Raw genomic sequence first — 26,416 nt, 5'->3', positions numbered from 1 at the left:
CACCAGCAGCGGCCCGAGCTTCGGGCCGAGGCCCGCGACCTCGCCGAGGAAACGATCGAGCGGCGCCTCGATGTCGACGAGGCGGCGCTCATGTGTGATCGGCTTCGGCAGCTTGGCGGCGAAGCGGAAATCCTCCGGCACGGTCGCGGCCCAGCGCTCATAGGTCCCCCGACGGTGCGGGCGATGGAAGCTCGAATTGATCTCGGCCGCCCGGAGCCGCGCCGCATAGCGGGCGAGCCCCACGCCTTCGGCCGGAAAGCCCTCGGCGTGGGAGCGCGGGATGGCCCAGCCGGCCGTGCCGATGCGGAGGGGCGGGGCGGGTCTCGCGGAGGCCATGCGGCGCTATCGCGCGGCCCGGCAAGCCGGTTCCCTCCCCGCCGCGAGGGTGGCGAACCCGGATACCGGCGCGCCGCTCCCGCTACAGTTGCAGACCGGCAACAACCGCACGTTTAGCCCCGCCCCGTCCGGAATAGGCGCTTGTCGCTCCGGGAAAGCGCCCCTAGCCTCTCCGTTGTTGGAGGGCAGGCGGACTTGAGCACACGCGTCCTTGCGGCTGCGGCCGCGCTTCTCCTTGGCGCCCTCGGAGCGAGGGCGGCCGATCTTCCGGTCCGGCAGGCCCCGCCCGTGGTGCCGCCGCCGCTGTTCAGCTGGAGCGGCTGCAATGTCGGCTTCCTGACGGGCTATACCTGGAGCGACCGCAACACGGTCAGGACGGTCGGCACCACGCCCGGCGGCGTGGCCGCGGTCGCGGCGGGGGTTCGCCCGGGCGCCTTCCGGGTCGATTACGACGGCATGACCACCATCGGCGGCGGCGTCGGCTGCGACTGGCAGTTCACGCCCGGCAACGGCTTCGTGGCCGGCCTTGCGGCCGACGGGACCTGGGTGAACCTCGAACGCCGCCGCGCCTTCACGGGCCCCGGCCCGGCCTTCGCGGAAGCGGGCTTCCGCCAGGACCTCGACACGCTCGGCACGGTGCGCGGGCGCCTCGGCTACGGCTTCGACCGCGTGCTGATCTACGCCACGGGCGGCTTCGGCTTCGGCGACGTCTATTACCGGGCCGGGTTCTTCGGCGGCCCGCGCGGGACGGTGCTCACGCAGGCCGGCTCGTTCCAGGGCGTCGAGACGGGCTGGGTCGCCGGCGGCGGCATCGAATACGCGATCCCGGAGGACAGCTTCCTCAACTATTTCAGCATCGTGCGCCTCGTCGGCATCACGTCCTCGGCGCCGACCCTCAAGTTCGAGTACCTGCATTACGACCTCGGCAGCCGGACGATCGCCGTCGCCCCGCAGGTGCCCGGCGCGCCGGGCTTCGCCTCCCGCTTCCGCACCGAGGGCAACCTGATCCGCGGTGGCTTCACCTACCGCTTCGGGCTCTGACGGGAACGGGGGCGCTCACCCCCTCCCGCCGTCGATCACCCGCAGCCGCTCGGGCGCCGGCTCCTCCGGGCCCGAAGCCGCGAGGTCCGGGAAGCGGGCGAGGCAGCGCGGCTCGTAGGCCCGCGGCGGCGGGTCGCCCGGCCTCCGCTGCCATTTGCACCCCGCCGTGAGGATCGGCAGCAGCGTGTGCAGCGGGATGTCGGCGCCGTGTTTCTCGGCCAGCCGCGCCACGCTGTAGCGCCCCCGCCGGCCGCAGGGCCCGCATTCCACCGTGAGGCGGGCATAGGGGTATTGCGACAGGCGGATCAGCGCCGGCATCCGAATCCTCTCAGGTGACAGCCCGTTTCTGTTCCCGTTTCGTTCACGTGTCGAGAGGCTGGTGCCCGACCGCGAGGAGCGCTGCTGCGGGAACTTACCTCGGGGCGGCGCGTTTCCTCTCGTTCAGAGGCCCCAGCGGCGCGTGGGATTCGTATCTCGCGCGCGACCTGCGATCGGACGGGACGGGTGACGGCAGCATCACAGGCCGAACGCTTCGACATTTCCGGCCATGCCGACTGGCTGGCACCCGCCTGGGCGCGGTCCCGCCCGCCTCGTCCGCATCCGGACGATATCGCCCGCTGCACGATCCGGACCGGCCGGCACGGGCAGAAATCCCGGCTTGGCGCCGGCCACGTTCTCCGCTCCGCATTAATCAAGATCAATGCGCCGGCTCCCGGTGGGTTTAGGGTGAAGCCGCCGGAGAGGACGAGAATGCGGGCCGAATTTCCGATCATTGCCGCGTCACGACGGTGTTCGCCCGCCGCCCGCGGCCGAGCCGCGCAGCCCGGCCGGGAGCGGGTTCCGGCCATGAAGTGATCCGCCGTCCAGCGCCGGACCCCGCCGGCATCGCTCCTCCCGCCACCCCCTGACCCAAGGCGATCACACCGATGGCAATCGATCACGTGGAAGGGCCGACACCCTCCTCCGCGGCGCTGGAGCGGGATGCCCGGCTGGTGTCGACCGACCACAAGGTCTCGCCGAACGAGATCGCCATCGGGGTCGTGATCGGGCGGGCGGCGGAATATTTCGACTTCTTCGTCTTCGCCATCGCGTCCGTGGTGGTGTTCCCGAAGGTGTTCTTCCCTTTCGCGGAGCCCCTGCAGGCGACGCTCTATTCCTTCGCGCTCTTCTCGCTCGCCTTCATCGCCCGGCCCATCGGGTCCGTCATCTTCACGGCGATCGACCGCCGCCATGGCCGCGGCGTCAAGCTGACCGTCGCCCTCTTCCTCCTCGGCTTCTCGACCATGGCCGTGTCGTTCCTGCCGGGCTACGGAACGATCGGCGCCTGGGCGATCTACCTCCTGAGCATCCTGCGCATCGGGCAGGGCCTCGCGCTCGGCGGCGCATGGGACGGGCTCCCCTCGCTGCTCGCCCTCAACGCGCCGGTCGGGCGCCGCGGCTTCTACGCCGCCATCCCGCAGCTCGGCGCCCCGCTCGGCTTCATGGTGGCGGCGAGCCTGTTCTCCTTCTTCCTCCTCAACCTCTCCGAGGAGGACTTCCTGAGCTGGGGCTGGCGCTACCCGTTCTTCTGTGCCTTCGCGGTCAATGTCGTGGCCCTCTTCGCGCGGCTGCGGCTGGTCGCGACGGATGAATTCGCCCGCCTGATGGACATGCGGCGGCTCGAGCCCTCGCCGATCCTGCCGCTCATCCGCGATCATGCGCCGGAGCTCCTCATCGGGGCCCTGATCCCGCTGGCGAGCTTCGCACTCTTCCATCTCGTGACAGTCTTCCCGATCAGCTGGATCACGCTGTTCACCAGCCGCTCGGCAGGCGAGTTCCTGATGATCCAGTGCTCCGGCGCCCTCATCTGCGCCGGCGGGGTCTTCGCCTCCGGGCTGATCGCGGACCAGATCGGGCGCCGCATGCTCCTGATCGTCTCGGCGGGGCTGATCGCGGTTTTCGCCATCTGCAGCACCATCGCGCCCCTGATCGTGCCGGAGAACGCGATCGGGCAGACCATCTACGTCAATGCGGGCTTCGCGCTCCTCGGGCTGTCATACGGACAATCCTCCGGCGCCGTGACGGCGCGCCTGGCGCAGCGCTTCCGCTACACGGGAGCGGAGCTGACGAGCGACATCGCGTGGCTCCTCGGGGCCGGTTTCGCGCCGCTGATCGTCCTGTTCCTCGCGGCCCGCTACGGACTGGCCATGGTCGGGCTGTACCTGCTCTCCGGGGCGGTCACGACCCTGATCGCGCTGAGCCTGTCGCGTTCCGAGATCCGGCAGGTCTGAACCGTGCGCACCCCCGGACACCGCTCACCCCACCATGCCTCGCACGTCGAGGCCGGCGACGATCCACAAGCGAGCGCCATGACTTTCTCGACGGAGCCGCGCAGCCCTCGTCACCCGGCCAGGCGCAGGCTGCTGCGCAGCGCGGGCGTGCTCGCCCTCTGCGGCGCGCTCGCCGGCTGCAACCTGACCGTGATGGATCCGTCCGGCTACATCGCCGTGCAGCAGAAGAACCTCATCATCGCTTCCACGGCCCTGATGCTGCTGGTCATCGTGCCGGTCATCATCATGACCTTCGTGTTCGGCTGGCGGTATCGCTCGACCAACAACGACGAGGCGGCCTACGATCCCGAATTCCACCATTCGACGCAGCTCGAAGTGGTCATCTGGACCATTCCGCTGCTGATCATCATCGCGCTCGGCGCGATGACCTGGGTCTCCACCCACACGCTCGATCCTTACAGGCCTCTCAGCCGCGTCGGCCCCGACGAGCCCGTGCCGCCCGACACCGTGCCGCTCGAGGTCCAGGTGGTCTCGCTCGATTGGAAATGGCTCTTCATCTACCCCCAATACGGGATCGCCAGCGTCAACGAGATGGCCGCGCCCGTGAACCGGCCGATCGCGTTCAGGCTCACGTCTTCCTCGGTCTGGAACACCTTCTACGTGCCGGCCCTCGCGGGCATGATCTACACGATGGCCGGCATGCAGACGCAGCTCCATGCGGTCATCAACGAGGAAGGCGACTACAGGGGGCTGTCCGGGCAATACAGCGGGACTGGCTTCTCACGCATGACGTTCCGCTTCCTCGGCACCAGCCAGGGAGGGTTCGACGAGTGGATCGCCAAGGCGAAGCGTGACAGCGCGCCCCTCGATCGGGCCGCCTATCTCGAGCTCGACAAGCCGAGCGAAGCGGTGCCCGTCCGGTTCTACGGCAGCGTGGAGAACGGCCTCTGGGACGCGATCCTCGGCATGTGCGTCGAGCCGGGGCGGATGTGCTCCACCGAGATGCACCACATCGACCGGAGGGGCGGAGCAGGCACGGACAGCGAGGAGAACCGCCGGCGGCTCGAATACGACATTCGACGCCTCGAAAGCGGCGACGAGCCTTCCGGAGCCACGGTGCCGGCTTCCGGCCGTCCCGCCAGGAGCGAGACCCAGCCCGAAGGCGCCATGCCGCGCGACCAGGACCGGGCCCGCGGCGGCGTGAACGTAGGCCGGCCCGCGCCCGCAGAGGGCCAGGGAACTCCCGCGCCGCCGCAGCTGAACACCGCGCCCTCCGGGCCTCACCAGCACTGACCGGAGAGCGTCAGCATGTTCTCGAACATCGACCTCCAGCAGCTCATCTTCGGGCGGCTGACCCTCGAGGCGATCCCCTATCACGAGCCCATCCTGCTGGTGACCTTCGCGGTCGTCGCCCTGGTCGGGGCGGCGCTGCTCGGCGCAGTCACCTGGTACGGCCAGTGGGGCTATCTCTGGCGTGAATGGCTCACCAGTGTCGATCACAAGAAGATCGGCATCATGTACATCATCCTGGCGATCGTGATGCTGCTCCGCGGCTTCGCGGACGCCCTGATGATGGTGACCCAGAAAGCGCTCGCGGTGGGCGCCAACGAGGGATACCTGCCGCCTCATCACTACGACCAGATCTTCACCGCCCACGGCACGATCATGATCTTCTTCATGGCCATGCCGTTCGTGACGGGCGTGATGAACTACATCATGCCGCTGCAGATCGGCGCGCGGGACGTGGCGTTTCCGTTCCTGAACAATTTCAGCTTCTGGATGACGGCCGGCGGCGCGGCCCTGACGATGGCGTCCCTCTTCATCGGCGAGTACGGCCGCACCGGCTGGCTCGGCTATCCGCCGCTATCCGGAGCCGCCTACAGCCCGGGCGTGGGCGTGGATTACTGGATCTGGGGACTGCAGGTCGCAGGCGTCGGCACGACGCTGTCAGGCATCAACCTGATCGCGACCATCATCAAGATGCGCGCGCCCGGCATGACCATGATGAAGATGCCGGTCTTCTGCTGGACGACCCTCGCCAGCAACGCGCTGATCGTCACGATCTTCCCTGTTCTGACCGCCACCTTGGCTCTGTTGACGCTCGATCGCTACGTGGGGACGCATTTCTTCACGAACGACCTCGGCGGCAACTCGATGCTGTACATGAACCTCATCTGGATCTGGGGTCATCCGGAGGTCTACGTCCTCATCCTGCCGGCCTTCGGCATCTTTTCCGAAGTGGTGGCCACGTTCTGCGGCAAGCGCCTCTTCGGCTACACGTCGATGGTCTACGCCACGGCCGTCATCGCGATCCTGTCCTGGCTCGTCTGGCTGCACCACTTCTTCACGATGGGCGCGGGCCCCAGCGTCAATGCCTTCTTCGGCATCACGACGATGATCATCTCCATCCCGACCGGCGCGAAGGTCTTCAACTGGCTGTTCACGATGTATCGCGGGCGCATCCGGTTCGAGGAGCCGTTCATCTGGGTGATGGGCTTCATCCCGACCTTCGTGCTCGGCGGGCTGACGGGCGTGCTCCTCGCGGTGCCGCCGGCGGACTTCGTCCTCCACAACAGCCTGTTCCTGGTCGCCCATTTCCACAACGTCATCATCGGCGGCGTGGTGTTCGGGCTGCTGGCGGGCGTCCAGTACTGGTTCCCCAAGGCCTTCGGCTACAAGCTCGACCCGTTCTGGGGCTATGCGAGCTTCTGGTGCTGGCTGATCGGCTTCTGGACGGTGTTCGGGCCGCTCTACGCCCTGGGCCTGATGGGCGTGACGCGCCGCACGCAGCACTTCGCCGACGTGGCCGTGCAGCCCTACCTGACGGTCGCGGCCGTCGGCGTCTTCATCATCATGTGCGGGATCCTGGCCTTCGTGATTCAGCTCGTCGTGAGCTTCTTCAAGCGCGAGCAGCTCCGCGACCTGACGGGCGATCCATGGGGCGGGCGGACCCTCGAATGGTCCACCTCCTCGCCCCCTCCGCCCTACAACTTCGCCTTCACGCCCGTGGTGCACGACCTCGATGCGTGGTGGGACATGAAGCAGCGTGGCTATGACCGCCCGATGGGAGGCTACAGGCCGATCCACATGCCCAAGAACACGGCCGCGGGGATCGTGCTGGCGGGGTTCAGCACCGTCCTCGGCTTCGCGCTCGTCTGGTACATCTGGTGGCTCGCGGCCCTGTCCTGCATCGCCCTCCTGGCGACCGCCATTCTCCACACCTTCAACTACAACCGGGACACCACCATCCCGGTCGAGGAGGTCCTTCGGTTCGAGAAACAGAGAACCGCGCAACTCGCGGCGGGAGCCTGATCCGATGCACGAGGTGACAGCTCCGCCCGGCGCGACCGCGCCGGTCTTCTACGAGCAGGAAGATCACGCCCACGGCGACGGCGGGACGCTGATCGGGTTCTGGCTCTACCTGATGAGCGACTGCCTGCTGTTCGCGGTCCTCTTCGCCACCTACGGCGTGCTCGGCCGGAACTTCGCGGCGGGCCCTTCGGGCGCGGACCTGTTCAACCTGCCGCTCGTCGCCCTGAACACGGCGCTCCTGCTGATCTCGTCGATCACCTACGGCTTCGCCATGCTCGAGGTGGCGAAGAACCGCGTCGACGCGACCCTGCGCTGGCTGGCCGTGACCGGCCTGTTCGGCGCCGCCTTCCTCGCCGTGGAGCTCTACGAGTTCGCCCATCTGATCCGCGAGGGCGCGACGCCCCAGCGCAGCGCCTTCCTGTCCTCGTTCTTCGCCCTCGTCGGCACGCACGGGCTGCACGTCCTGTTCGGGACGATCTGGCTCGTCACCCTGATGGTCCAGGTCCGCCGCTACGGGCTGATCGCCGACAACCAGCGCCGCCTCCTGTGCCTGTCGATGTTCTGGCACTTCCTCGACGTCGTCTGGATCGGCGTGTTCACCTTCGTCTACCTGATGGGAGCCATGAGATGAGCGCATCGGCAGGCGGCGCTCTCGACCGGATGCCGGACGGCGGAGGAGCCGGGAGCGGGACGGCGCATGGCGCCGAGCCGCACGATCACGCCCCGCACGGCACCCTGAAGGGCTACATCACGGGTTTCGTCCTGTCCGTGATCCTCACGGCCATCCCGTTCTGGCTCGTGATGGGCAACGTGCTCGACAGCACGCTTACGACCAGCATCGTCATCATGGCCTTCGCGGCCGTGCAGATCGTGGTCCACATGATCTACTTCCTGCACATGAACACGAAGTCGGAGGGCGGCTGGACCTTCATGGCCCTCGTCTTCACGCTCACGCTCGTCGTGATCACCTTGGCCGGCTCGATCTGGGTCATGTACCACATGGACCAGAACATGATGCCGATGGCGCCGCACGAGGCGCTGACGAAGCCTTGACCGGCAGGCGCCTGGCCGCGCTCCTTCTCTTCGACCTGGTCGCGATCCTGATCGTGGCCGGGCTCGTTTCCCTCGCCGTGTGGCAGGTCCACCGGCGCGCCTGGAAGCTCGACCTGATCGCCCGCATCGAGGCGCGCGTCCATGCGGCTCCGACCGCCGCGCCCGGCCCCGAGCGCTGGCCCGACGTCTCGGCAGCATCGGACGAGTACCGCCGCGTGACCGTCACCGGGCGCTGGCTGCAGGATCGCTCGGCGCTCGTGCAGGCCCTGACCGAGTTCGGCGGCGGCTTCTGGGTGCTCACGCCGCTGGTCCGGGACGACGGCACGACCGTCCTCGTCAACCGCGGCTTCGTGCCGACGGAGAAGCGCGACCCCGCCTTCTGGCGCCCGACGGACGAGGGGGACGTGGCCGTTACGGGATTGCTGCGCCTGCCCGAACCGGGCGGCGGCTTCCTGCGCTCGAACGACCCGGCCGCCGATCGCTGGTTCTCACGGGACGTCGCCGCGATCTCGGCCTCGCGCGGCCTGACGCAGGTCGCACCCTTCTTCATCGACGCCCAGCGCGTGCCGGGCGTGACGGGCCTGCCCGCCGCGGGCCTGACGGTGCTGTCCTTCAACAACAACCATCTCGTCTACGCGATCACCTGGAGCGTGCTCGCGCTCATGAGCGCGGCTGCCGCGATCTTCGTGAATCTCGACGTCCTGCGAAACGGACGCCTTCGCCCCCGCCTGCGGGAGGCGTGAGGCGGCGAGGAGCCCGCCTATCCGTCCAGCGCCGCGGCAAGCTGCTCGAGCGCCGCTGCCGCGAAGACCTGCATGTTGGCGGCCCGGTCGGCATCGCCCGTCCGGAGCGTCGCAACGGAGGACCGAGGGCCGGCCACGGCCATGCAGCTGTGGCCTGCCGGGTCGCCGTACCGGTTGCCGGATGGGCCCGCGGCCCCGGTCTCGGCCAGCCCCCAGCTCGCGCCGAGGCGTGCCTGAACGCGGGCGGCCAGCAATTGCGCGTAGGGCTCCGACGACGAGCGTAAGCCCATCATGTCCTCGGCCGAGATGCCGAGCAGCCCCTCGCGGGCGTTCACGGTGTAGACCACCGCGCCGCCCAGGAAGAAGCGCGATGCGCCAGGGACGGCCAGCAGCGCGGCGGCAATCAGCCCGCCAGCCGAGGATTCGGCGACCGCGACGGTCTCGCCGCGCTCGACGAGGCGCGCCCCGACCCGCTCCGCCAGCATCGCCAGCCGACCACCCGCCTCAGATACCCCGCCGAAACTCATCCTGCCCCGCCCTCGCCCGCATCTGCCGCCGAACGGCCGCGAGAGTGCCTGCCCGTCCGGCCCGCGGCAAGCGGAAGCCCGTTCAGATAGCGACGACCTTGTCGTCGCCGATCACCTGCCGCCGGACCTCCCCTCGCCCGGAATAGGCGGCCTCGGCCTCTCCCTGCCGTCCGTCCAGCGCCCGGAAATGGTCGAGCATCGCGGCCGGGGGACGCGGGAAGTGCCGGCAGCGGCTGATCGAGGTCCCGAGCGAGCGCCGAAGACCGACCAGATAGGCGGCATGGTGGATCAGCGTGCCCGCCGCATCCATCAGGGTCGCGCCGCCGGCATCGAGGCGGTGCCGCCAGACAAAGTCGTTGAGGACGCCGTCGCCGGGTACGATGACCTCTGCGCCCGCCGCAACCAGGGTTTCGCAGGCCCGGCGGAAGCCGTCGAAGATCGGCCGCGCCGCTTCGGCATCGGCCTCGAGCATGTACTCGTCGATGCCCGGCGACATCGGCACCGTCGCGGCGAGGCGCTCCGACATCCCGTAGGCCGCCGCGAGTTCGCGGTGTTTCTCGCACTGGTCCTCGTTGAGGGCGATCATCCCGACCGACTTGCCGAGCGAGCAGGCCGTCAGGAGACAGGTCTCGAACAAGCTGACCACGGGAATGTCGACGAGGGTGCGCGCCTCCCGCAGCCCGGGGTCGTAGAAGCAGTTGATGGCCATCGCATCATAGCCCGCAGCCTCCGCGGCGAGCGCCGCCTCGCAGATCTGATTGTCGAGGAGCCGCGCGATATAGGGATGGGCCAGCGCCTCGATCGGCGTGTAGCTCTCGCCGAAGGTGCCGGGCTTCAGCCCGTGCAGCACGACGGTGGCCTCGGACGGGATCACGGCCGCGAGGTGGGCTTCGAAGGACGCCCGGTAGACGGGCGTCTTGCCGAAATCGACGAAGCCCTGGTGCCAGATCTTCATGCCGTACTCTCGTTCAATGAGGGGAAGTCACGACCAGATCGCGGCTGGCGCCTTCGGCAGCCCGGCCCATTGCTCCGGGTCGTGCCCGTAGATCGTCTCCAGCCCTGCCTCGCGCATCTCGCGGAGCCGCCGCAGCGAGGCCTCGGTCTTCGCCGCATCCGCCAGGATCCGAGGCAGCTTCACCTCGTCCATGGAGCGCTTCAGGTAGCAGGCATCCGCCGTGAGAAGCAGCTTGCGGCCGCCCGCCTCGAGCAGCATCGACTGATGCCCAGGCGTGTGGCCGGGCGTCGAGAGGAGCCGCACGCTCCCGTCGCCGAACAGGTCCGTGTCGCCGTCGAGGAGCCGAAGCTCCTGGCCGTGGTCGAAGTCGCGCGGGTCGTAGCCGGACTTCGCCGCCGTGGCGGTATCGTGGGCCGCTTCCCATTCCGCTCGCTGCAGGACGATCGTCGCGTCCGGGAAGGCTTCGTTGCCGCCGCAATGGTCGTTGTGCAGGTGGGAATTGACGACGAGGTCGATATCCCCCGGGCCCATGCCGACCGTCGCGAGGAGCGGGAGGATATGCTGCTCCGGCGTCATCTCGATCGTCATGAACCGCGAAAGCGGCCCAAGACGCCCGACGGAATCCACCGCCATCTCGCGATGCAGTCCGGTATCGAAGAGGACGTTCCCCCGGGCGTGCTGGATGAGGAAGGACGGCACCGGCACCGAGATGTTGCCGGGCTCGCCATCAAGGACCGCCCGGTAGGGCAGCCCCACGGCACCGCAATCGAAGACGAACAGCTTCACTCGATCACCCTCCCCTCAAGCCGCTCCAAGCGGGCTTCAGCGTCCCTGGAAATTCGGGATCCGCCGCTCGGCCATCGCCTTCACGCCCTCCTGGAAATCGGCGGTCGCGAAGTGCTTCTCCTGCTCCTTGAGCTCGTGCTCGGTTGCGGCCGCGATCCGGTCGGCGAGATCGCCGCGGAGCGTGGCGCGTGTCGATTGCACGGCCAGCGGCGAGGATTGCGAGATCTCGGTCGCGAGTTCCAGTGCGGTCTCGCGCAGTCGCTCGTCCGGGGCCAGCACGTCGACGAGGCCGAGCTCATGCGCCTCCGTGCCGGTGATCCGGCGTCCGGTGTAGAACAGGAGCGCAGATTTCTGCGGCCCGAGCACGCGCGGCAGCGTCACGCTCAGCCCGAAGCCCGGATGGAAGCCGAGCCGGTTGAAATTCGCCGAGAAGCGCGAGCGCTCGGACGTGACGCGGAAATCTCCCACCATCGAGACGCCGAGGCCGCCGCCAATCGCGGCGCCCTGGACGGCCGCGACGATCGGGATCGGGCAGCGGAACAGCCGGACGGCATGGCGGTAGAGATGGTCCGTCCCGCGATCCTCGGAGTCGCCGACCGTGTCGCTCGCGGGCTTCCGGAAATTCGCGCCGGCGCAGAAGTTCTTGCCGGCCGCGCAGAGCAGGATCGACCGCATCCCCTGCTGGACGAAGCCGTCGAAGGCGTCGGCGAGAGCCCCGATGAGCTCCTTGTCGAAGAAGTTGTCCGGCGGCCGGTTCATCTCGGCGATGCCGACGTAACCGGAGGTGCTGACGAGGACGTCGCTCATGAAAGTGTTCCTTGTTTCCACATCAGGCGGGGAGCGCTCGTGCGGGATCCGCCGCCTGGTCAGATGCTGGGTCAGCGGCCCGTGAAGGCGGGCGGGCGCTTCTCGAGGAAATGCGCGACGCCCTCACGGAAATCCTCCGTGCCGCGGCATAGCTCGATCTCGGCCTCGGCCGTCTGGACGGCTTCGCCGAAGCGCTGGCTCCACGCCTCGCGCAGCTGGCGCTTGATGATGCCGACGGCGCGCGGCGAGGAGAGGTTTGCGAGCTCGGCCGCATAGCGATGCACCGCAGCCGAGAAGTCCTCCGCAGGCAGCAGGCGGGCGAGCCCCAGCCTGTCCGCCTCCTCGGCCTGGATCACGCGGGCGGTCATGAGCAGATCGGCCGCGTTCATCGGCCCGATGAGGCGCGGAAGGAGCCAGGCGATGCCGTGCTCCCCCACGAGGCCGCGACGCGCGAAGGCTGTCGTGACCTTGGCGCCGGCCGCAATGAAGCGGATGTCGCAATAGAGTGCGATGCAGAGGCCGACGCCCGCCACCGCGCCGTTGATCGCCGCGATGATCGGCTTCGGCGAGGTGCGCAGATAGCTGTAGCGCTGGTCGTCGTCGCCGCTGCCGCGGTCAGGCACGGGTGCCGGCTTTTTGCCGGCGTCGATGGCGGAGACGTCCGCTCCCGCGCAGAAGCCGCGCCCCGCCCCCGTGATGACGATGGCCCGGATCTCCGGGTCGGCGCCGGCCGCCTCCACGGCGTCCTGCACCTCCCGGGCCATCACGGCCGTCCAGGCGTTCATCCGCTCGGGACGGTTCAGCGTGACCGTCGCGACCCGCTCGGCGACGCCGTACGTGATCTGCTCGTAGGAGCTCATCGCGGCGCAGGCGGGTCAGCCGGCCTTGCGGCCGAACACGTCGCCCTGCTGGATCGAGCGCCGCTCCAGCCACCAGCCGTAGCGCTCCTGCCAGTCTTCCCAGCCGCTGCCGCCCTTCAGTTCCAGCGCCGCGCCGACCGCCCAGTTGGGGTTGAACAGCGCCTCGCGGCCGATCGCGATCAGGTCGGCATCGCCCTCGGCGAGAACGGATTCGGCATATTCGGCGTCGCGGATCAGCCCGACCGCCACGGTGGGGATATCGACCTCGCGCCGGATGCGGCCGGCGAAGGGCACCTGGAAGCCGCGCGTGCGGGAGACGAGCGACTGGCCGCGCGGCAGCTTCATGCCGCCCGAGGAGCAGTCGATCACGTCGACACCGACCGCCTTCAGCTCACGGGCGAACGCAACCGAGTCGTCGATCGACCAGCCCACGTTGATGCCGTCCACGGACGAGATGCGCGTGAAGATCGGACGATCCTCGGGCCATTCCGCCCGCATGGCGGCGGCGATGCGCAGCGGCAGCCGCATGCGGTTCTCGAGCGAGCCGCCGTAATCGTCGGTCCGGGTGTTGGCGAGCGGCGACAGGAAGGAGTGCAGCAGGTAGCCGTGGGCGCAGTGCATCTCCACGACATCGAACCCGGCGTCGCGCGCCCGGATCGTGGCGCGGCGGTAATCCTCGACCAGCTCGTCGATCTCCGCGACGGTCAGTTCCTTGGGGGACGGCCAGCCGGAATCGAATGGCTCCGACGAGGAGGCGCGGATCGGCCAGGAGAGCTCTTCGCGGGCGGCGAGGTCGGCTTCGCCGAGCGGCATGCCGCCATGCCAGGGCCGCTGCGACGAGCCCTTGCGGCCGCAATGGCTGAGCTGGATGCCGATCGCCGCGCCGCATTCATGCGCAAAGGCCGTGATGCGCTTCAGGTTATCCGCCTGCTCGTCCCGCCAGAGGCCCGGGCAGCCATGGGTGATGCGCCCCTCGTCCGTCACGGCCGTGTTCTCGACGAAGATGAGCCCGACGCCGCCGAGCGCGAAGCGTCCGTAGTGGATGAGGTGAAGGTCGCTCGTGAAGCCGTTCTTGGCCCCGTAGATCGCCATCGGCGACAGCATCACGCGGTTCTTCAGCGTCAGGCCCCGCAGTTGCAGGGGCGTGAAGAGCAGCGGCGCGGCCGCTTCCTCGGGCGGCTGCGCGGCGGAATGCTGCTGTGCCAGGCTCATCGAATCTCCTCCCGAATGTCCGTATTGCTTGCTCAGAGGGCCGTCAGACGCTCCCAGAGCCGGACACTGCCGGCCCCGCGGGCGATCGCGCCGAGACGCTCGTTCCAGAACACCTCGTCGCCGGCCTCTTCGCGCCAGGCCCACATGCGCCGCGTCGCGAGGTGAAGCTCGTGCTCGCGGGTGAAGCCGATGGCTCCGAAGACTTGGTGGGCGATGGCGGCGACACGCGTCGCGGCCTCACCGGCCCGCGACTTCGCGGCAGCGGTCGCGAGCTCCAGCGCGTCCGTGTCCGGATCGTCGAGGTGGCTCGCAGCGCCGTCCGCGGCCGCGGAGGCCGCCGCAACGTGCCCGGCCGCTTCCGACAGGAGGTACTGCACCGCCTGGAAGCGCCCGATCGGGCGCCCGAACTGGACGCGCGTATTGGCGTAGTCGATCGCGAGCGCCAGGACCCGCTGCATGGCCCCGGCGAGCTGCGACGCCCGCAACGCCGCCAGCATGAGCGCCGGCCGGCGGGCGTCGTAGCCTTCCGGCAGCGGGAGAACCGCATCCCGGGAAAGAGCCTGGGCCGCCAGGGTGACGGAGGCACGGGGCTCGGCCGCGATGTTGGCGCGGTCCTGCCAGCCGAGCTCGGCGGCGGAGAGGCGCACCAGCGCGGCAGCCTCCCCGAGCCGCGCCACCGCGACCAGGGTCTGGGCCTCGCGTCCCCAAGGCACGTCGCGCAGAATACCCGAGACGGCGTAGCCTTCGCCCGCAGCCGTGAGCTCGAGCGAGGGGCCTTCCAGCCCGGCCTCTACGGTCGCGATGCCGTCGACGGGCGTCGCACCGGCATCGGCCAGGAGCCACGCAGCCAGCATCGTCTCCGCGAGCGGCACGGGCGCGAGATGGGCCGCCGCGATGCGGGCCACGACACTCGCATCGGCCCGCGTCATGCCGGCACCACCGAGTTCCTCGGGCACCGCCGCGAGCGGAAAACCCATCGCGTCGATCTCGGGCCAGATCCGGGCGAGGCCGGCGGAATCGAGACCATCGCCGGCGACCGCCGGACCGAAGGTGTCGGCGAAGAAGCGGTCGGCGCTTTCTTCCAGGAGGGCGAGATCGCTCATCGGAGGCCGAGGTCCCGGGCAATGATGCCGCGGAGGATTTCGGTGGTCCCGCCGCGGATCGTGTAGCAGGGCGCGGTCAGGATCATCTCCCTGGTGAGCGCTTCGAATTCGGCATCGTCCTCGCCGCGCCGGCGGGAGGCGGAGAGCATCTTGCGGACGACTTCCGGCACCTCCTGCTCAAAGCGGGTGCCGACGTCCTTCACGAGCGCCGCCTCCGCATTCGGCATCAGCCCGCGATCCAGCATGCCGGCGACAGAGCCGGACATCCGTCGCAGGGATGCGAGATGCGCGATCAGCCGGCCCAATCCGGCGACGTCGCTGGCCGACGCTTCCGAGCTCAGCCGGTCGGCCGCCCCCAGGAGCAGCTGCGCGTTGGAGAGGTAGCGGTCCGGCCCGCTCCGCTCGAAGGCGAGTTCGCCGGTCACCAGCTTCCAGCCGTCGCCCTCCCCGCCGAGCATGTGGCTGTCGGGGACAAAGACGTCGTCGAAGGTCAGCTCGTTGAATTCGTGATTGCCGACGAGGTCGTAGACCGGCCGTACGTCGAGGCCCGGCGAGGACATGTCGACGATGAATTGGCTCAGGCCTGCGCGCCGGTCCTTCTCGGTCGCCGGCGAGGTCCGCGCCAGCGCGATCAGGTAGTGGACGCGATGCGCGTTGGTCGTCCAGAGCTTGCGCCCGGAGAGAACCCAGCCGCCCTCCCCGCGCCGCGCCTTCATCTGGACGCTGGCGAGGTCCGACCCCGAGCCGGGCTCGCTCATGCCGATCCCGAAATAGCACTCGCCGCGCACGATCCGGGGAAGGATGTCCTCCCGGACCTCCGCCGTCGCGTGCCGCAGGATCTGGGTCCCGGACTGGCGGTCGGCCACCCAGTGGGCGCCGAGGGGCGCACCGCCCGCGATCAGCTCCTCGTTCACGACGTATTTCTGGATCGGGCTCGCGTCGCGGCCGCCATAGCGCTTCGGCCACGTCATTCCGATGTAGCCGCGCTGGCCGCAGAGGCGGCTGAACTCCGGATCGAAGGAGCTCCAGTTCGTTCGAGACAGGTTCCGCTCCTGGCCGACCTCGGCCAGGAAGGCGCGCACCTCGCGTCGGAGCGCATCGAATTCGGGTCGCTTCTCGACCGGGTCGAGACGGATCGTCTTGTGCAGCATCGCGGCCCTTGTCCAACGATCGCAACGGCACGTCAATCCACTATAAGCCCCATTGAGATTACGTATATGATTCATACCCTAACAGCGCAGGCCACGATCACATCAAATCTCATATGTGATTATTTCATTCTATCACCGTGATTGACATGCGCCTTCCCGCCCATCAGGTTCGCCGCAAACTTGGCAAACGGAGGGAGCCGGATGAGAGGGTTGATTGCATCGGTCGTGATCGCTGCGGGGCTGACGGCCGCGCATGCGCAGGCACCGACGAAGCCGGTGAAGCTCGGCGTCCTGAACGACCAGTCCGGACAATATGCGGACGCGTCCGGGCCGGCTTCCGTCGAAGTCGTGAAGATGGCGATCCAGGATTTCGGCGGGAAGCTGCTGGGCGCCCCGATCGAGATGATCTCGGCCGATCATCAGAACAAGCCGGACATCGGCTCGGGCATTGCCCGCAAGTGGTACGACACCGAGAACGTCGACGTGATCCTCGATCTGTCGAACTCGGCCGTCGCTCTCGCGGTCTCCGAGATCACGCGCGAGAAGAACAAGATCATGATCGCGTCCTCGGTCGGGACGTCGGCGCTCACGAACGAGAAGTGCTCGCCCAACAGCTTCCAGTGGTCCTACAACACCTACACGCTGGCCCGCAGCACCGCGAAGGCGCTGGTGGACCAGGGCGGCAAGGACTGGTTCTTCCTCACGGCGGATTACGCCTTCGGCCACGCGCTCGAGAATGACGCGTCGTCCGTCGTCAAGCAGCTCGGCGGCAAGGTCCTCGGCTCCGCCCGCCACCCCTTCGGCACGAACGACTTCTCGTCCTTCCTGCTGCAGGCGCAGAGCTCGGGCGCGAGCGTCCTCGGGCTGGCCAATACCGGCCTCGACGTCGCGACGGCCCTGCGCCAGGCGCACGAGTTCGGCGTGCTGGGCAAGGGCAGCAAGGTGAAGGCGGCGGCGCTGCTGCTTCAGATCACCGACACGCATGCCGCCGGCCTCGCCAACGCGCAGGGCCTCTACATGTCCGAGGCCTTCTACTGGGATCGCGACGAGGATTCCCGGAAGTTCGGCAAGCGCTTCTTCGACAAGATCGGCCGCATGCCCACCATGGTCCAGGCCGGCCTGTATTCGGCGACGATGCACTACCTGAAGGCTGTCCAGGCTGCCGGGACCACGGAGACCGCAAAGGTCCTGGAGAAGATCCGCTCGCTGCCGGTCAACGACTTCTTCGCCAAGAACGGCCATGTCCGCGAGGACGGCATGCACATCCACGACTACTACCTGCTGCGCGTGAAGAGCCCGGAGCAGTCGAAGGCGCCGTGGGACTACTACGACGTCGTGGCGACGATCTCGGGCGAGGACGCCAACATCCCGCGCTCCGAGAGCAAGTGCCCGCTCATGAAGAAGTCCTGACGGCGCGCCGCGCCGCCGTCTGACCAGAGGGACGCATGAAAGAGAAGATCATCAAGGTCGAAACCCGTGACGGGACCATGGAGGTCTTCGTCACGGCCCCTGAGGAGGGTGGCCCCCATCCGGTCGTCATCCTCTTCCAGGACTCGATCGGGATCCGCGAGGAGCTCTACGACATGTGCCGGCGCATCGGCACGGTCGGCTACTTCGTCGCCATGCCCAACCTCTACTACCGGACGGACGGCATCGACGACGTCTATATCGACCCGGACAAGATCCACGAGCCGGGTCCGGAGAAGACCCGGCTGTGGGAGATGATCAAGTCGGTCAACAACGACATGGTCGTGGCCGACACCGAGGCGCTCCTCGGCGCGCTCGCGAAGGAGCCGGATGCCGCGCCTCAGCCCTATGGGCAGGTCGGCTATTGCATGAGCGGGCAGTTCGTCTACGCGAATGCCGGCCGGCTGCCGGACGCCTTCGCGGCGACGATGTCGGTCTACGGCTCCGGGCACATCACGAAGTTCCCGCAATCGCCGCACCTGACGACCGGTCGCATCACCGGCGAGATCGAGTTCGCCTGCGCCGAGGATGACCACTGGGCTCCCCTCAAGCAGGTCGAGCAATTGCGGCAGATCCTGAGCGACGCCGGCGTCAAACATCGCGTGGATATCTATCCCGGCGTCATCCACGGCTTCGCGTTCCCGGGCCGCGCCGTCTACGATAAGCCGGCCGCCGAGCGTCACTGGGAGCGCATGTTCAGCCTGTTCGAGCGCACGCTGAAGGCTCCGAGGGCCCGGTGAATGCACGGTCCGGGACCTTTGGAGCTCATGCCGGAGACATCGCCTGAACGGGGCCGCGCGGAACGGGCCGTGAAATCCGCCGGACGGGTCTTCGCCGTGCTCGAGCTCTTCGAGCGCGAGCGGCGCGCCCTGAACGTGAAGGAGATCTCCGCGAGCCTCGCGCTCCCGCAATCGAGCACCTCGGTCCTGCTCGCCGACATGGCGCGCCACGGCTACCTGGAGCAGGAGGAAAGCACGCGCCGCTACCTCCCGACCGTCCGGGTCGCGCTGCTCGGCCAGTGGCTGAGCGAGTATTTCTTCGTCGACCAGCGCCTGACCAACATGATGCGGCATCTCTCTGCCCAGACGGGCGAGACGGTGCTGTTCGGCGTCTTCCAGGATTGGGCGGTCGTCTATGCCCATGTCATCCAGGCAACGAACCCGATGCGCCTATACGTGCCGCCCGGCACGAGGCGGCCGCTTCACAATTCCGGCGCGGGCCTCTCGCTCCTGGCCGGCATGACGGACGAGCAGATCGCGGCCGGTTTCGACCGGATCCGCGCCGTCCCGGAGCGTGCGCCGGACCTCCGGCTGCCGGACCTGCTCGCCCGCGTCGACGAGGTGCGTACGCGCGGCTTTGCCGTCTCGGCCGACGCCGTCACGCAGGGGGCGGGGGTCGTCGCGCTCCGGCTCGCCCAGACGGTCGGAGGGCGCCCGGTCGTCCTGGGCGTCGGCGGCTCGTCCGCCGTCATCCGCCAGAACTGGCAGTCTCTCCTCGAAGCGCTCCGCAGCGCCATCACGCTCTACGACGATCCTCCGTCGTTCCGTTCCTAAGCCATCACTCGGTTCCGCGAATGTACACGATCGCGTCCTATTTCATGGCCCATGCGGAGGCGCGGCCGGATGCGCCCTTCCTCTGCATCCCGGCGGATCCCGCGCGCGACTACCTGCCCGACGGCGCCGAATACACCTACGGCGAGACCGGCCGCAGGGTCGAGCGGCTCGCGGCCGCATATCGGGCCGCCGGCTACGGCCATGGCCACCGGGTCGCGGCCCTCCTGGAGAACCGGCCGGAGGTGTTCCACCACTGGTTCGCCCTGAATGCGGTCGGGGCCTCGATCGTCCCCATCAACCCCGATTTCCGTGCCGGCGAGCTCGCCTGGTTGCTGGAAAGCTCGCAGCCCGAAATCATCCTGACCCTTCCGGTCTGGCGCGAGAAGGTGGCTTCTCTGCTCGAGCAGGCGGGCCGCAGCGACGTCAGGATCGCCCTCGCGGCCGACGTCGAAGGCGGGCGGCTGCCCGCACCCTCCCGGCCGCAGCTCGCGACCCTCCCGGGCGCGACCAGCGAGGCCGCGATCCTCTACACGTCCGGGACAACCGGCCGGCCGAAGGGCTGCGTGCTCTCGAACCGCTACTTCCTGTCCACCGGCATCTGGTACTCGGGCTATGGCGGCCGGCAGCGCTTCACCTTCGGGCAGGAGCGTCTCTATTCCACGGTCCCGATGTTCCACATGGCGGGCCTCGCCCTCACCACGATGGGCATCATGACGGCGGGCGGGTGCCTGATCCAGCCGGAGCGCTTCCGGCCCAAGCGCCTGTGGAAGGACGTCGTCGCGACTCGCGCCACGGTCCTGCACTATCTCGGCGTCGTGCTCGCGACCCTGCTCAAGCAGGAGCCGGTACCCGAGGAGCGCCAGCACAATATCCGGCTCGGGCTTGGCGGCGGCGGCGGCGATCCGGTTCTGCGCAAGGCCTTCGAGAGCCGCTTCGGCATCGAGTTCAGCGAAGGCTGGGGCATGACGGAGACCGGGCGCTGCATCTTCAACGCGCACGAGCCCTACCACCCCGATCTCTACAGCTTCGGCCGGGCCATCAACGGGCTCGAAGCCGCCATTCTGGACGACAATTCCGTCCCCCTCCCCCCGGGCAGGCCGGGCGAGCTCGGGGTCCGGTTCGCGGGAGAGGATCCGCGCTACGGCTTCTTCACGGAATACCTGAACGACCCCGAGGCGACCGCGAAAGCCTGGGAGGGCGGCTGGTTCCACACGGGCGACGTCGCCGTGATGGAGCCGGACGGCAGCATCTGCTTCGTCGACCGCAAGAAGAACATCGTGCGCCGCTCCGGCGAGAACATCGCGGCCGCGGAAGTGGAAGCCGTGCTGGACCAGCATCCGGCCGTGGAGCGGACCGGCGTGATCCCCTACCCCGACCCGATCCGGGAGGAGGAGGTGCTGGCCTTCGTGCAGCTGAAGCCCGGTCACCCGCCCGGGCCGGAGCTGGCCTCGGCCCTCGTGGCCTGGTGCCTGGAGAAGCTCGCCTATTACAAGGCCCCCGGCTGGATCCGCTTCGTCGAGGAGCACCCCATGACGGGGTCGAACAAGATCGCTAAGGGCGCTCTCATCGAGCTGGCCAAGAACGTGTCGGCCGAGGAGCTGGTCGATACGCGCGGCCTGAAGCAGCGCACGCCCAGGACCTGAACGAGGCCCGGTCGGCACGCGCCGCCGACCGCCAGGGAGGGAAATCATGAGGGTGAAGGGATCTGTCGTCGTCGTGACTGGGGGCGGCGCCGGGATCGGGGCGGCGCTCTGCCGGGCCTTCGCGCGAGCCGGAGCCGAGAAGGTCGTGGCGGCGGATCTCGACGAGGCGGCAGCCGCGTCGGTTGCGGCCGAGATCGGCGGCGTGGGCAGGCGCTGCGACGTCTCCTCCGAGGACCAGATCGCGGCCCTCGTCGAGGAGGTCGAGAGCCAGTACGGACCGATCGCGATCTTCTGCTCGAATGCCGGGATCGCGGCCGGCTTCGACCAGCAGGCGGAGAACGTTGCGGCCCAGTCGAACGACGTGTGGCAGCGCAGCTGGGCCGTCAACGTCATGTCGCATGTCTACGCGGCGCGGCACCTCGTGCCCGGCATGCGCGAGAGGGGCGCCGGCCACTTCCTCATCACCGCCTCGGCGGCCGGCCTCCTGTCGCAGATCGGCAGCGCCGCCTATTCGACGACCAAGCACGCCGCGGTGGGCTTCGCCGAAAGCCTCGCCATCGCGCATCGCGCCCATGGCATCGGCGTCTCGCTCCTGTGCCCCCAGGGCGTGGATACTCCCCTCCTCCGCTCCATCCCGAAGGGGCCGGAATCGGGCGACGGCGTGATGAGCGCCGACGACGTCGCCGAGGCGGCCCTTAGGGGCATCGAGGAGGGCCGGTTCCTCATCCTGCCGCACGGCCAGGTCGCCGATTACATGCGGCGCAAGGTCGAGAACTACGACCGCTGGGTCGGCGGCATGGCCAAGCTGCAGGAGAAGGTGCGGGCGACCATACCGCCGGCCTGACGCTAGGCCGGGCCGCTTTCCGCGAGCCAGTGCCGGGCGATCGCGTCCCGGCGGGCGAACCACACCCCTGGACGCGACGCGGCGTGCGCGAGGAACCGCTCGAGGCCGCCGATGCGGCCGGGGCGTCCGATGATCCGCAGGTGCAGGCCGACCGAGAGCATGCGGGGCGCCTTCGCGCCTTCCTCGTAGAGCCGGTCGAACGCCTCGATGCAGTAGCGGGCGAAATCCTCCGCGAAGACGAAGCCACCGCCGCGCTGGAAGCGCATGTCGTTGGTGTCGAAGGCGTAGGGCAGCACCACGTGCCGCCGCCCGCCGCCGGCCTCGACCAGGTACGGCAGGTCGTCGTTGTAGGCGTTGGAATCGTAGAGGAAGCCGCCATGCTCCAGCAGGAGGCGGCGCGTGTTCACCGATGTCGCCGAACGGGTGTGCCAGCCGACGGGCGCCGTGCCGCCCGCCTCCCGGATCGCCTCGACCGTGCGGGCGATCACGGCCCGCTCCTCTTCCTCCGGCATGTTGGCATGCCGCTCCCAGCGCCAGCCATGCGCGGCGATCTCGTGCCCGTCGGCGACCGCCTCCCGGGCGAGCCAGGGCGAATAGGCGAGCGCGCGGCCATTGGCGTTGAGCGTCGCCGCGACGCCGTAGCGCTTCAGCAGCGCGCGGATCCGGGGCCAGCCGGCCCGGGTGCCGTATTCGAAGTGCGACTCCATGCAGAGGTCGCGGGTGCCGCGGACCTCCTCCACGACCTCGTAGACGGACTCGTTCGCCTCGTCCCCCATGCCGAGGGAGAGCTCCGCGCCCTCCTCGACATTGACCACCACGGAGACGGCGAGGCGCGCATCCCCGGGCCAGCGGATCGGCGGCGGCGTGTCGCCATAGCCGCGGAAGTCGCGGTCATGCGCCGGCAAGTCGGTTCGCATGGCCGCCTCAGTAATCCGCAAGGCGGCGCAGGCCGACGAGCCGGTCGCCGATCACGAGCGCCACGACCGCGAGCAGGATGAGCAGCGCCGAGATGGCCGCGACCGTCGGGTCCGGCCGCTCCTCCACGTATTGCAGCATCTGGATCGGCAGCGTCTTGGTCCAGGCATCCGTGAAGAAGATCGAGATCGGGTAATTGTCCATGGAGGCGAGGAACGCGAAAAGACCGGAGGTGAGGAAGGCCGGCGCGAGGGAGGGCACGAGGATGCGCAGCACCGCCGCCGGATAGGTGAGGCCGAGCGTGCGCGCCGCGTCGATCAGCGTGAAGTCGAAGAGCGACAGGGCGGCGATCACCGTCCGTACCACGTAGGGCAGCGTGATCACGACATGCGCGACGAGGAGGCTCACCCAGACGTCGCGCAGGCCGGCCATGCGGAAGCCCTGCAGCATGGCGATGCCGATCACGAGGCCGGGCAGCATCAGGGGCGAGATCAGGAAGGTGATGATCCCTTCCCGGCCGGGCACGCGCCCGCGCACCAGCGCGATGGCGCAGAGCGTCCCGAGGACCAGCGCGACCGCCGTGGACAGAGCCGCGATCTGGAGCGAGGTCGCGACGGCGGGCCAAAGGTCGCGCGAGGCCCAGAGCCGCTCGTACCAGCGCAGCGACCACGAGGGCGGCGGCAGCGTGAAAACGGAGCTCGACCCGAAGGATACCGCGACCGTCACGACGAGCGGCGTCATCAGGAACAGGACCGCGACGGCGGCGACGACCCAGACGAGGCTGGAGGCGAGGCGTTCGGTTGTGGTCATGAGGAGCTCCCGAGGCGGCGGGCAAGCGCCGTGGACCCGACCACGATCGCGACGGCGAGTACGAGAAGGACCACGGCCGTGGTGGAGCCGAGCTCCTCATTCCGCATCATCAGGAAGGCGCGGCCCGTGAGCGTCGCGAGCGTCTGGTAGCGGTCCCCGATGACGAGGCTCGGGATCACGTACATCGAGACCGCGAGCGAGAAGACGAAGGCCATGCCCGACACGATGCCCGGCATCGTGAGCGGCAGGGCGACGCGCGTGAAACGGTAGAGCGGCGTCGCGCCGAGGGTGGCGGCGGCTTCCGTCAGGCGCGGGTCGACGAGCCGGATCACCGAATAGATCGGCAGGATCATGAAGGGCAGGAACACGTTGGCGGCACCGATGACGAGGCCGGTCTCGGTGAAGAGCAGGCGCTGCGGCTCGCTCCAGATGCCGAGCCCGACGAGAGCCTGGGACACGATCCCGTCCCGCCGCAGCACGATCTGCCAAGCATAGGCCTTCACGACCACGCCGACGGAGAGCGGCAGGATGATGGACAGGAGGAGGACGACCTGGGCCAGCCCACGCGAGCGGGCGAGCGCCAGCGCGGTCGGGTAGCCGATCACGAGGCAGAGGAGCGTCACCAGGGCGGCCGTCTGCAGCGTGTTGCCGATCACGCGCCAGCTGAAGGGATCGGACAGGAAGCCCGCGAGCGGTGCGAGGCTCCAGCCCTCGGGGCCGGAGACGCTGCGCAGGAGCAGCGCCACGAGCGGCCAGCCATAGGCGAAGAGGAGGTAGAGGACCGCCGGCAGCGCGAGCAGCGCCACCGGGTCGATGCGCCGGGCCGTCATGCCGCGAGCGCTTCCGTTTCGGCCGGGTAGACCAGCGTGTCCTCGGGCGCCCAGCTGAGCGGCATGCGGGCGCCGGGCGCCGCGCCGGCCGGGATTTCCGGCACCTCGGCCATGACGTGCTGGCCCGCGGCGGCCGCGAAGAACAGATGCGCCCGCGCTCCCTGGAAGGCGACCTCCACGAGCTCGGCCATGATCTCGTTCTCGCCGTCGCGCGCCTTCCCGACCCGGATGCGCTCGGGCCGGACTCCCACCACGACGGGGCTGCCCGGCAGGAACTGCGCCGGCGCGCGGATCGGCCCGAAGACGGTGCGGATCGTGAGGAGCCCTCCCCCGGCCTCCGCGACCTTGCCGGAGAGCTGCGTGGACAGGCCGACGAAGCCGAGCGCGAAGGCCGTGGCAGGTCGCCGATAGATGGCCGCCGGCTCGGCCAGCTGCTCGATTGCGCCGCGATTCATCACCGCGATGCGGTCGGACATCGTCAGCGCCTCGTCCTGGTCGTGCGTGACGAAGATCGAGGTCGTGCCGAGCTCGCGCAGGAGGCGCTTCAGCTCGATCTGCATCGTCTCGCGGAGCTTGCGGTCGAGCGCCGAGAACGGCTCGTCGAGGAGCAGCAGCTTCGGCCGCACGGCCAGAGCGCGCGCCACCGCGACACGCTGCTGCTGCCCGCCCGACAGCGCCCGCACCGGACGGTTCGCGAAGGTCGACATATGGACGAGCGAGAGGAAGCGGGAGACCGCCGGCGCGATCTCCTCGCGCGGCACGTTCCGGGCCTTGAGCCCGAAGGCGACGTTCTCGCCGACGGTCAGGTGCGGGAACAGCGCGTAGTTCTGGAAGACGACGCTGACGTTGCGCCGGTGCGGCGGGTCGCGCGTCATGTCGCGGCCGTCGAGCGACACGCGCCCGCGATCGGGCGCGAGCAGTCCCGCGACGATGCGCAGGAGCGTCGTCTTTCCGCATCCGGACGGCCCGAGGAGCGAGATGAACTCGCCCCGGCGGACCGCGAGATCGACCCCGCCGAGGACCGTGGAAGCGCCGAAGCGCTTCTCTGCCCCGACGATGTCGAGAAAGGCGGGCTGCATCGCGCCTGATCCCGTCCTGGCCGCGCTCAGAGCGACATCTCCCGATCCCAGCGCTTGATCCACGCCTCGCGCTCGCGCGCCACCTCGGCCCAGTCGACCTGGTGGATGACGATGTCGCTCGAGAAGCCCGCAGGACGCGGCACGCCCTTGTTGGTGGCGAGCGAGAAGGTCGGGGCGACGAGCTTGCCCTGCATCTCCGCGCCGAGGAGCTCGTTGACGTACGCGAAGGCGAGCTCCGGCTGGGGCGCACCCTTCACCACGGCGATGCCGGACGGGAGCGCGAACACGCCCTCCTTGGGGGCCGCGAGCTCGATCGGCGCACCCGCCGACTTGCGCTGGAGCGCGTAGGACGAGAGCGCGCCCTGGATCATCCAGGCCTCGCCCTGCTCGAGGAGGTTATAGGCCTGGGGCTGCTGCGTGTAGACGGTGAGGAGGTTCGGCTTGATCGTCGCGAGCTTCTTGAAGCTGGCCTCGACATCCGCGCCCTTGCCGGCCATCGGCTTACCGGTCGCGAGGGCGGACGCGATGTAGATCGCCGGCATGCCCTCCGTGTTCTGCAGCGAGGGCAGGATGACCCGGCCCTTGTACTTCGGGTCGAAGGCGTCGCCCCAGGAGGTCGGAGCCGTCTTCATCGTCTCCTTGTTGTAGGCGACCCCGAGCCAGGGCTGGAGGTAGTTCGCCCACATCCCGTCCATGTGGACCGTGCCCGGGTTCAGCTCGGCCAGGTGGGGCGCCTTGGCGGGCGTAAGCGGATCGAGCAGGCCTTCCTTCACGGCCAGGATCATGACCGGATCGTCCATCTGGACGACGGACATGTACTGCTTGTCCTTGTTCTTCTGCATCTTCTCGAGGTTCACGAGCGAACGCGTGCCCTCGAAGATGACCTTGGCCTTGTGCTTCTTCTCGAAGGCCGGGATCACGAATTCCTCGACCCAGCCCTTGTGGCTCGCAGCGCCGCCGACGACGAGTTCGCGCGTCTGCGCCCGCAGGATGGACGGCGCGCCGAGCACGGCGGCAGCACCGACGCCGCCGGCCAGGAACGCACGACGGCTCGGATTGCGGGGAAGGCTGAAAGTCATCGGCGTATGTCTCCGGTCGCAGCCCAACGCTGCGGCGCCC

At 69.0% G+C, this 26,416-nt stretch carries 27 protein-coding genes; 12 read left to right on the top strand and 15 right to left on the bottom strand.

The window, feature by feature from the left end; translation table 11 throughout:
- Positions 1 to 336: DUF72 domain-containing protein (locus tag ACO2SS_RS26085; RefSeq protein ID WP_423280782.1), on the bottom strand; the 336-nt coding region annotated here is incomplete at its 3' end.
- Positions 337 to 531: 195 nt separating this feature from the next.
- On the opposite strand from ACO2SS_RS26085, the gene ACO2SS_RS26080 reads away from it, so the two are divergent.
- Positions 532 to 1,377 carry an outer membrane protein gene (locus ACO2SS_RS26080; RefSeq protein ID WP_423280781.1) on the top strand — a complete coding sequence of 282 codons (846 nt, stop codon included), beginning with the start codon at positions 532 to 534 and terminating at the stop codon, positions 1,375 to 1,377.
- 15 nt (positions 1,378 to 1,392) lie between these two features.
- Here ACO2SS_RS26080 and ACO2SS_RS26075 read toward each other — a convergent pair whose 3' ends face one another.
- The gene (locus ACO2SS_RS26075) at positions 1,393 to 1,695 is read right to left on the bottom strand and encodes a hypothetical protein (protein ID WP_423280780.1); all 303 of its coding nucleotides are present in this window, start codon (positions 1,693 to 1,695) and stop codon (positions 1,393 to 1,395) included.
- Positions 1,696 to 2,303: 608 nt separating this feature from the next.
- Between ACO2SS_RS26075 and ACO2SS_RS26070 the strand changes: the two genes are divergently transcribed.
- From ACO2SS_RS26070 to ACO2SS_RS26045, 6 genes are all read left to right on the top strand, one after another.
- Positions 2,304 to 3,647, top strand: coding sequence for an MFS transporter (locus tag ACO2SS_RS26070; RefSeq protein ID WP_423280779.1), 1,344 nt, complete (start codon positions 2,304 to 2,306; stop codon positions 3,645 to 3,647).
- A 78-nt stretch (positions 3,648 to 3,725) separates the two neighbouring features.
- The gene (gene cyoA, locus ACO2SS_RS26065) at positions 3,726 to 4,940 is read left to right on the top strand and encodes a ubiquinol oxidase subunit II (protein WP_423280778.1); all 1,215 of its coding nucleotides are present in this window, start codon (positions 3,726 to 3,728) and stop codon (positions 4,938 to 4,940) included.
- A 15-nt stretch (positions 4,941 to 4,955) separates the two neighbouring features.
- Positions 4,956 to 6,959, top strand: coding sequence for a cytochrome o ubiquinol oxidase subunit I (gene cyoB / locus ACO2SS_RS26060; RefSeq protein WP_423280777.1), 2,004 nt, complete (start codon positions 4,956 to 4,958; stop codon positions 6,957 to 6,959).
- Positions 6,960 to 6,963: 4 nt separating this feature from the next.
- Positions 6,964 to 7,590: a cytochrome o ubiquinol oxidase subunit III gene (gene cyoC / locus ACO2SS_RS26055; RefSeq protein WP_423280776.1), complete on the top strand. Its 627-nt coding sequence runs from the start codon at positions 6,964 to 6,966 to the stop codon at positions 7,588 to 7,590.
- A gap of 29 nt (positions 7,591 to 7,619) precedes the next feature.
- Positions 7,620 to 8,012: a cytochrome o ubiquinol oxidase subunit IV gene (gene cyoD, locus ACO2SS_RS26050; RefSeq protein WP_423280784.1), complete on the top strand. Its 393-nt coding sequence runs from the start codon at positions 7,620 to 7,622 to the stop codon at positions 8,010 to 8,012.
- On the top strand, positions 8,009 to 8,755 hold the full coding sequence (locus ACO2SS_RS26045) for an SURF1 family protein (RefSeq protein ID WP_423280775.1): 747 nt from the start codon (positions 8,009 to 8,011) through the stop codon (positions 8,753 to 8,755). The genes cyoD and ACO2SS_RS26045 overlap by 4 nt, the downstream gene beginning before the upstream one ends.
- Positions 8,756 to 8,772: 17 nt before the next feature.
- Here ACO2SS_RS26045 and ACO2SS_RS26040 read toward each other — a convergent pair whose 3' ends face one another.
- The 8 genes from ACO2SS_RS26040 to ACO2SS_RS26005 form a co-directional block, all read right to left on the bottom strand.
- Complete coding sequence (locus tag ACO2SS_RS26040; protein WP_423280774.1) at positions 8,773 to 9,282, bottom strand: CinA family protein; 510 nt, start codon at positions 9,280 to 9,282, stop codon at positions 8,773 to 8,775.
- Positions 9,283 to 9,364: 82 nt separating this feature from the next.
- Positions 9,365 to 10,237 (bottom strand): aspartate/glutamate racemase family protein, encoded by an 873-nt coding sequence (locus tag ACO2SS_RS26035; RefSeq protein ID WP_423280773.1) that lies wholly within the window; start codon positions 10,235 to 10,237, stop codon positions 9,365 to 9,367.
- Positions 10,238 to 10,264: 27 nt separating this feature from the next.
- Complete coding sequence (locus ACO2SS_RS26030) at positions 10,265 to 11,023, bottom strand: N-acyl homoserine lactonase family protein (protein ID WP_423280772.1); 759 nt, start codon at positions 11,021 to 11,023, stop codon at positions 10,265 to 10,267.
- Between the two features lie 36 nt (positions 11,024 to 11,059).
- On the bottom strand, positions 11,060 to 11,830 hold the full coding sequence (locus ACO2SS_RS26025; protein WP_423280771.1) for an enoyl-CoA hydratase/isomerase family protein: 771 nt from the start codon (positions 11,828 to 11,830) through the stop codon (positions 11,060 to 11,062).
- Between the two features lie 71 nt (positions 11,831 to 11,901).
- Entirely contained in the window at positions 11,902 to 12,690 is a 789-nt protein-coding gene (locus ACO2SS_RS26020; RefSeq protein ID WP_423280770.1) for an enoyl-CoA hydratase-related protein, read from the bottom strand.
- A 15-nt stretch (positions 12,691 to 12,705) separates the two neighbouring features.
- Positions 12,706 to 13,902, bottom strand: a complete 1,197-nt coding sequence (locus ACO2SS_RS26015; protein WP_423280769.1) for an NADH:flavin oxidoreductase/NADH oxidase — start codon at positions 13,900 to 13,902, stop codon at positions 12,706 to 12,708.
- Between the two features lie 32 nt (positions 13,903 to 13,934).
- On the bottom strand, positions 13,935 to 15,005 hold the full coding sequence (locus ACO2SS_RS26010; RefSeq protein WP_423280768.1) for an acyl-CoA dehydrogenase family protein: 1,071 nt from the start codon (positions 15,003 to 15,005) through the stop codon (positions 13,935 to 13,937).
- On the bottom strand, positions 15,002 to 16,156 hold the full coding sequence (locus ACO2SS_RS26005) for an acyl-CoA dehydrogenase family protein (RefSeq protein WP_423280767.1): 1,155 nt from the start codon (positions 16,154 to 16,156) through the stop codon (positions 15,002 to 15,004). Before ACO2SS_RS26005 ends, ACO2SS_RS26010 begins: the two co-directional genes overlap by 4 nt.
- Positions 16,157 to 16,357: 201 nt before the next feature.
- Between ACO2SS_RS26005 and ACO2SS_RS26000 the strand changes: the two genes are divergently transcribed.
- The 5 genes from ACO2SS_RS26000 to ACO2SS_RS25980 are packed head-to-tail and all read left to right on the top strand — an operon-like array spanning position 16,358 to position 21,663.
- The gene (locus ACO2SS_RS26000; protein WP_423280766.1) at positions 16,358 to 17,566 is read left to right on the top strand and encodes an ABC transporter substrate-binding protein; all 1,209 of its coding nucleotides are present in this window, start codon (positions 16,358 to 16,360) and stop codon (positions 17,564 to 17,566) included.
- A gap of 35 nt (positions 17,567 to 17,601) precedes the next feature.
- Positions 17,602 to 18,363 (top strand): dienelactone hydrolase family protein, encoded by a 762-nt coding sequence (locus ACO2SS_RS25995; RefSeq protein ID WP_423280765.1) that lies wholly within the window; start codon positions 17,602 to 17,604, stop codon positions 18,361 to 18,363.
- A 27-nt stretch (positions 18,364 to 18,390) separates the two neighbouring features.
- Positions 18,391 to 19,176 carry an IclR family transcriptional regulator gene (locus ACO2SS_RS25990; protein ID WP_423280764.1) on the top strand — a complete coding sequence of 262 codons (786 nt, stop codon included), beginning with the start codon at positions 18,391 to 18,393 and terminating at the stop codon, positions 19,174 to 19,176.
- Between the two features lie 20 nt (positions 19,177 to 19,196).
- Positions 19,197 to 20,819 (top strand): AMP-binding protein, encoded by a 1,623-nt coding sequence (locus ACO2SS_RS25985; protein ID WP_423280763.1) that lies wholly within the window; start codon positions 19,197 to 19,199, stop codon positions 20,817 to 20,819.
- 46 nt (positions 20,820 to 20,865) lie between these two features.
- Positions 20,866 to 21,663 carry an SDR family oxidoreductase gene (locus tag ACO2SS_RS25980; protein ID WP_423280762.1) on the top strand — a complete coding sequence of 266 codons (798 nt, stop codon included), beginning with the start codon at positions 20,866 to 20,868 and terminating at the stop codon, positions 21,661 to 21,663.
- A gap of 2 nt (positions 21,664 to 21,665) precedes the next feature.
- Here ACO2SS_RS25980 and ACO2SS_RS25975 read toward each other — a convergent pair whose 3' ends face one another.
- From ACO2SS_RS25975 to ACO2SS_RS25955, 5 genes are read right to left on the bottom strand one after another with little or no spacing between them, the layout of a single operon-like run.
- Positions 21,666 to 22,580: a polysaccharide deacetylase family protein gene (locus ACO2SS_RS25975; RefSeq protein ID WP_423280761.1), complete on the bottom strand. Its 915-nt coding sequence runs from the start codon at positions 22,578 to 22,580 to the stop codon at positions 21,666 to 21,668.
- Positions 22,581 to 22,587: 7 nt separating this feature from the next.
- Complete coding sequence (locus ACO2SS_RS25970) at positions 22,588 to 23,388, bottom strand: ABC transporter permease (protein ID WP_423280760.1); 801 nt, start codon at positions 23,386 to 23,388, stop codon at positions 22,588 to 22,590.
- Positions 23,385 to 24,218 (bottom strand): ABC transporter permease, encoded by an 834-nt coding sequence (locus ACO2SS_RS25965; protein WP_423280759.1) that lies wholly within the window; start codon positions 24,216 to 24,218, stop codon positions 23,385 to 23,387. Before ACO2SS_RS25965 ends, ACO2SS_RS25970 begins: the two co-directional genes overlap by 4 nt.
- The gene (locus ACO2SS_RS25960) at positions 24,215 to 25,297 is read right to left on the bottom strand and encodes an ABC transporter ATP-binding protein (RefSeq protein WP_423280758.1); all 1,083 of its coding nucleotides are present in this window, start codon (positions 25,295 to 25,297) and stop codon (positions 24,215 to 24,217) included. Before ACO2SS_RS25960 ends, ACO2SS_RS25965 begins: the two co-directional genes overlap by 4 nt.
- 26 nt (positions 25,298 to 25,323) lie before the next feature.
- Positions 25,324 to 26,376, bottom strand: a complete 1,053-nt coding sequence (locus ACO2SS_RS25955; protein ID WP_423280757.1) for an ABC transporter substrate-binding protein — start codon at positions 26,374 to 26,376, stop codon at positions 25,324 to 25,326.
- Positions 26,377 to 26,416 lie beyond the last annotated feature (40 nt).

Source organism: Enterovirga sp. CN4-39 (assembly GCF_049446235.1).
Lineage (GTDB): Bacteria > Pseudomonadota > Alphaproteobacteria > Rhizobiales > Beijerinckiaceae > Enterovirga.
Note: the sequence above shows the minus strand (reverse complement) of the source record. Positions and strands in the feature narration are given on the sequence as shown.